This window comes from Kitasatospora sp. NPDC057512 (assembly GCF_042802135.1).
In the GTDB taxonomy this organism is placed as follows: Bacteria; Actinomycetota; Actinomycetes; order Streptomycetales; family Streptomycetaceae; genus Kitasatospora.
The window spans coordinates 1-5,227 of sequence record NZ_JBHVET010000627.1 but is presented as its reverse complement, the minus strand read 5'-3'; the positions used below and the strand labels follow the sequence as shown (position 1 = coordinate 5,227).

Here is a 5,227-nt window from a genome sequence, read left to right as displayed (position 1 = left end):
CCCCTGGTCCGCCTCGGCCGCCAACGCCCAGTTCACCGCCGGGAGCCGGAAGCCGCCCGGCCTCCGCTCCGGCCCGCCGCGCTGCTCCTCGCCCACCATGCATCCCCTGTGCTCGATGACACTCCTGTGGGGAGCTACGGCCCGCACGGCCCCACCGGTTCAGCCGAAATCGGCGCGCCTCGGGCCCGGTCGTCCGGACCGGCTCCGCGCCCGCCACCGGCCGGGTCCCGCCCCACGCCCCTCCCGCCGACCACGTCCCTACGTTCCGTCCGACGGCCGGCCGCCCGCGCGGGGTTCACCGGGTGGTTCAGAAGGACCAGGAGAGCGGCTCTCCGGTGTACGGGTCCAACCGCTCCTCGATGCGGCGCTGCTCCTCACGCCAGTGGACGAAGTGCGGGGACGGCTCGCCCCAGAGGGAGGCGTCGCTGAGCGGACAACGGTCGAAGCCCCCGGTGAACAGGCGGCGCAGGAACTCCGCCATCCCGCAGTCGTAGAGCTGCCAGTTCGGCGACCCGTGGCGCTCCCACACCAGGACCGGCCACTTGTCGGGGTCCTCGTCGACCGTGAGCCCGCCGAGGATGTCCGCTCCGCAGCTCACTCCCCACGCGATCACGGAGTCCGGCCCGGCCTCGACGCCGGTCGGCCCGCCCTCGGTCGACCAGATGCTCCGCATGATGCCGGTCTCCCCGGCCGCGCTGCCGAAGCCCGAGCCCTCGGGCGGCTCCGTGCTCGCCTCGGGGGCCAGGACGCTGAACGCCTCGTCGATTCCACCGGCCCCGTACGTGGCCATGAACGCCATGTAGTCGGCGGGGAACCGGACGCCCCAGGCCTGGCCCACCGCGGCCCAGTCCACCCGCTCGTCGGCGCCGTCGTGCGGCGACATGACGGCTTTCAGCGCGGCGACGGACGCTTCGTCTGCTCTCATGACCCCTCCTGTGGTCCGGCTCCGGGACGCACCGTACCCGGCCCCACCGACAGTCGGTCGGTGCCGGAGCCGACGCCCAGGGCGAGGGCGTAGCGGGAGGGGTCGGCCGGGCGGACGCGGTCAGCGGGGGCGACGGCGTCGCGGCGGGCGAGCCAGGTGCGCAGCCGCTCGGGGCTCGGGCGGACCCCGCCGATCTCGTGGAGCAGGACCCGGGCCGGACGGCCCTCCTCCGGGTCCGCCGGCTCGACCTCGACCACCTCGAACTCCGCACCCGGGAGGAAGACCACCACGGGCGGGTCGCCCGGCTCGCCGAAGGCCGAGCTGCGGCGGCCGCCGACGGACCAGATGGCGAACTCGATCCCGACGTCCTCCCCCAGGTCCGCTTCGGGCACCGCCAGGGCGGTCACCGGGGCCCGCTCGGTCAGCACCGTGCCCGGGGCGTACGCGGCGAGGTCGCAGTCCTGCGCCGGGCCCGCGACCAGCACACCGCCGTAGTACCCGGGCAGCCGCCGCAGGCCGGCGGCCAGGCAGCGCAGGTACGGGCCGTAGCGGCCGGGCTCGCCGGAGCGGGCCGCCGCGAGGAGTTCGGCGCGCGGGGCCAGGGGGCCGGAGTCACCGGCATGCAGCAGGAGGGCGACCAGCTCGGGCCCCTGCTCGCCGTCCTCCGCCTGGGCGCGCAGGGCGGGCAGCCGGGTGGCGACGTCCTCGGCCCGCTGCGCCAAGCGCTCGTAGGCGGAGCCGAGTTGGGCCACCAGGGCCTCGCCGTCCCCGGCGGCGGTGGCGGACTTCGACGGCTCGGGCTCGGGCTCAGGCTCCGGCTCCGGCGTCGGGGACGGGGGCGCCGCAGCGGGCATTACGGGCTCGGGCTCGGGCTCAGGCTCGGGCTCAGGCTCGACAGCCGGGGTTCCGGTGGCTGACTCCTCCACCTCAGGCTCAGAGAACAACTCTTGCTCTGTTGGCAGGACTTCGGTAACCGGCTCCTCCGCCTCAGGCTCCTCCGCGGCGACCTCAGGGGCCAATATTGTTCCTTCATCGGCCTCCCCAGGAGCCTCCGCCACCGACGCCCCGTCCGAAGTCGGCACCGTGGCACCGGGATTCGGAGCCGCCACCGGCTCGGAACCGAGCACGGCCACCCGCCCCGCCGCGGCCTCGACCGCCTCCTCCCCGACCCAGTCCAACCCGTACATCCGCGCGCAGAACCGCCCCACCGCGGCCGACTCCACGTCCAGCACCCCCGCCACCACGAGCGCGAGACGTACCGGCCCGGCCGGGAGCGAGCCCAGCACCGCACCGAGGTGGTCCCAGACCGCATCCGGAACCGGGCGGCCCGGCGTGCCCACGACCAGCACGGGCCGTGCCGGATCCGGCCGACGCAGCCGGGGGCCCCGCTCCGGGGTCGCGGCCGGGCGCAGCCACAGTCCGGCCGCCACCGCTTCCACCTCCCAGCCGGGGAAGGCCGGGTAGCGCGCCGCCCCGAGAACCGCAGGCGGCACGGGGAGAGCCGGAAAACGGCCCGCCCCAGGCAGCGCGGGCGGGCCGGGGAGAGCCGGAAGTCGCCCCGCGCCGGGCCCTGCGGCCGGGCCGGGGAGAGCCGGGAAACGCCCCGGACCCACGGCCGGGCCCGGGAAGGCCGGGTAACGCCCCACGCCGGGACCCACCGGCGGGCCGGGAAACGCCGGGAAGCGCCCCGCCCCGGGCCCCACACCCTGGCCGGGGAGAGCCGGAAAGCGCTCGACCCCGGCCCCCACACCCGGGCCAGGCCCGACGCGCCAGCCGACGGCGGTGACGGTCCGTTCGCGCGGGCGGGCGGACAACTCGATGAGGTACGGCTCCCAGCCCTCACCCCCGTCCGGCGCCACGTGGACGTGCCGCACGCCGCACCCGGGCGCCCCCGGCAGGCCCGTCCTGGCCACCGGCACGCCGATCGCCGCCCGCACCTCCTGCCCGAGCGCGGCCGCCAGCACGGCGGCCGTCTCGATGAGTTCGAGCGGCGCGGCCCACGGCGCGCTCAGTGCGAGGTATTCCCGATGGGGCTCCTGCTCCTTCAACCGCATTGCCGCACTGGCCAGTTGGGCACCACTGGGCAGTGACCGGGCGGGCGCGCCGACGATCAGCAGCAGCCGGTCGCGCGGCGCGAAGGCCCGGTCCAGCACGGCGGGGCGGACCGGTCCCACCTCCGCGTCGGTGATCCAGTACGCCCCGCCGGCCAGCGGGGTGATGGTCGCGTCGGCGGGCCAGTGGCCGCCGAGCGGCTCCGCTCCCCCGCCGGGCCGGCAGCGCCACCACGTCCCGTCCACGGCCGGCAGGGTGCCGTCCGGCTCGACACTGACCACCGTGTCCGGTGCGACGACGGTCAACCCGCTGCGCCGGGCGAGCAGTTCGGCGGGCCGCCGGCCGTCGGGGCCGACCGCGGCCAGTCCGGAGGCGGCCAGCACCAGCACGTCGGCGTCGCGCCCGCGCGCGGCCCGGGCGAGTTCGTCCAGCGAGGCGAGCAGGACGGGCGCCGCGTCCTCGGCGGCGGCGAGCAGCAGCAGCGCCCCCGGCTGGGCGCGTACGGGCGCCAGCGCCTCGGCCAGTCCGTCGGCCTCCGCGCCGGGCGGTGCGATCACGTAGTGCGCGCCGAGCGCCCGCAGCGTCGGGGCGCCGACCGCCCCCGGGGCCTCCACAGCGCCCATCACTCCTCCTCCGCCGGGCCCGTCGTGGCACCCCGGGTGGTGCGCCGGGTGGGGGTGTCCGGTGCGTCGGGCTCCGCCCGCGGCACATCCGGGACCGGCCTGTTCAGCACGACCGGGTGCGCCCGCACCTGGTCGCGTCGGGACTGCATCCACTTCCTCCCGGGTTCCTCGCGGACGCGCCCGCCGCTTCGCGGACGCACCGCTGCGCGCCCACTACGGTCCTACGGCCGCCGGCCCCGGCCCGGTTCACCGGCCTCCGGACCGCCCCCCGGTCTGCCCCCGGCCACCCCCGGTCGGCCCCGGACCGGCCCGCGCCCCGGATTGTCGGACCCCTCTGCCACACTGCCCCCGGACGCACGGATCGAAGGGGGCTCTCATGACAGCGCTGTGGATTCCCCCGGTGTACGGGGACACCGGGGCCTCGGTCCGGCTGCTGCGCGACTACTTCACCCGGCTGCGGGCGAAGGGCGACCAGTACTACACGGGCGCCCACTTCGAGCGGCTCGCCGGCGGCGGCGACCGCCCGGAGACGGCGGACGCCTTCACCGCCGACGACCTGCTCGCGATCACCATGCTGAGCGTCTCGGTCGAACCGCACGGAGCCGTCGAGCTGCTCACCGACCCCGACGGGCACTGGGGCCGCCTGCTGTCCGCGATCCCCCGCGACGCCCGGCTGGAGGACCCGGCCAGTGCCCCGCTGATCGCCCCCGGCGGGCCGGCCGCCGAGCTGTGGGACCGGCTGGCGAACCCGCGCGCCGCGTACCCGGGCAAGCCGGACGGGGTCGGCCCCGTCGTCGCGGGCAAGCTGCTGGCCCGCAAGCGGCCGCACCTGATACCCGTCTACGACGTCCGGGTGAAGACCCTCTTCCGGCGGCCGAAGGTCGACACCACCTTCTGGTCCGCGCTGGCCGACGCCCTGCGCGCGGACGGCGGAGCGTTCCGCGCCCGGTTGGCGGAGCTCCGCACGGAGGCCGGGATCGGCGAGGACATCGGCGTGCTGCGGGTGCTGGACGTCATCGCCTGGATGCACCAGGGCGAGGCCGAGCAGGCGACGGGCTGACCCCGCGTTCCGCCACCAGGCGGACCTTCACCGAGCGGGTCCGAGGCCGACGGGGCCGGGCGCGGGAACCGCCTCCGCGTCAGCAGTTCGTCAGCGGAGTGTCGGCAGCCGTCAATAGCCCGTCAATCCGGAGCCCGGCGCCCCCGGACGGTCCGAAGCTGGACGGACCACACCTGCACGACCGCAGGTCGCTCCGGAGGTGAGCCGCATGTCCGTCCTCGCTGCCTTCCATGCCGTCGTCCCCGACGCGCGACGCCACGGCCACGGCCTGCGCACCGCCTGCGCGCGGGTGCTGGACCGGCTGGCCGCCAGCCCGCTCGACAGCACCGTGCTCGGTGCCCTGGGCGCACCGCGACCGGCCGCCCGCCCGGCCCGTCCGCGCGCCCGGTGGCACCCCGTGCCCCGCCCGGACGGCACCACCGCCCTCGAATCCACCTGGCACCCGGACCGCTGACGCCGCCCGGACACCCGAGCCCAGCCGCCCGCCCGCGCCCGGTGGCCGCCGGTCACGGGCGGGCGGCCATTCGGCGCAGCGCTCCCCGCACGGCCCGCCCCCGGTCCCGGGTG

The 5,227-nt window shown here is 77.1% G+C and carries 5 protein-coding genes; 2 read left to right on the top strand and 3 right to left on the bottom strand.

Going from position 1 to position 5,227, the window contains the following annotated elements; all coding sequences use genetic code 11:
- Positions 1–307: 307 nt before the first annotated feature.
- From ACFU6K_RS30730 to ACFU6K_RS30720, 3 genes are read right to left on the bottom strand one after another with little or no spacing between them, the layout of a single operon-like run.
- On the bottom strand, positions 308–925 hold the full coding sequence (locus ACFU6K_RS30730) for a hypothetical protein (protein ID WP_380668532.1): 618 nt from the start codon (positions 923–925) through the stop codon (positions 308–310).
- Positions 922–3,600: a hypothetical protein gene (locus ACFU6K_RS30725; protein ID WP_380668530.1), complete on the bottom strand. Its 2,679-nt coding sequence runs from the start codon at positions 3,598–3,600 to the stop codon at positions 922–924. Before ACFU6K_RS30725 ends, ACFU6K_RS30730 begins: the two co-directional genes overlap by 4 nt.
- Entirely contained in the window at positions 3,600–3,749 is a 150-nt protein-coding gene (locus ACFU6K_RS30720) for a hypothetical protein (RefSeq protein ID WP_380668529.1), read from the bottom strand. Before ACFU6K_RS30720 ends, ACFU6K_RS30725 begins: the two co-directional genes overlap by 1 nt.
- A gap of 227 nt (positions 3,750–3,976) precedes the next feature.
- On the opposite strand from ACFU6K_RS30720, the gene ACFU6K_RS30715 reads away from it, so the two are divergent.
- Together ACFU6K_RS30715 and ACFU6K_RS30710 are read left to right on the top strand one after the other, a co-directional pair.
- A complete protein-coding gene (locus ACFU6K_RS30715; RefSeq protein ID WP_380668527.1) occupies positions 3,977–4,660 on the top strand; it encodes a DUF6308 family protein in 684 nt (227 codons plus the stop codon).
- A gap of 208 nt (positions 4,661–4,868) precedes the next feature.
- Entirely contained in the window at positions 4,869–5,114 is a 246-nt protein-coding gene (locus ACFU6K_RS30710; protein ID WP_380668525.1) for a hypothetical protein, read from the top strand.
- The last annotated feature ends 113 nt before the right edge of the window (positions 5,115–5,227 follow it).

Excerpts from the sequence above, each read along its gene's own strand:
- ACFU6K_RS30730 (WP_380668532.1), bottom strand. The coding sequence starts at position 925 with ATGAGAGCAGACGAAGCGTCCGTCGCCGCGCTGAAAGCCGTCATGTCG.
- ACFU6K_RS30725 (WP_380668530.1), bottom strand. The coding sequence starts at position 3,600 with ATGGGCGCTGTGGAGGCCCCGGGGGCGGTCGGCGCCCCGACGCTGCGG.
- ACFU6K_RS30720 (WP_380668529.1), bottom strand. The coding sequence starts at position 3,749 with ATGCAGTCCCGACGCGACCAGGTGCGGGCGCACCCGGTCGTGCTGAAC.
- ACFU6K_RS30715 (WP_380668527.1), top strand. The coding sequence starts at position 3,977 with ATGACAGCGCTGTGGATTCCCCCGGTGTACGGGGACACCGGGGCCTCG.
- ACFU6K_RS30710 (WP_380668525.1), top strand. The coding sequence starts at position 4,869 with ATGTCCGTCCTCGCTGCCTTCCATGCCGTCGTCCCCGACGCGCGACGC.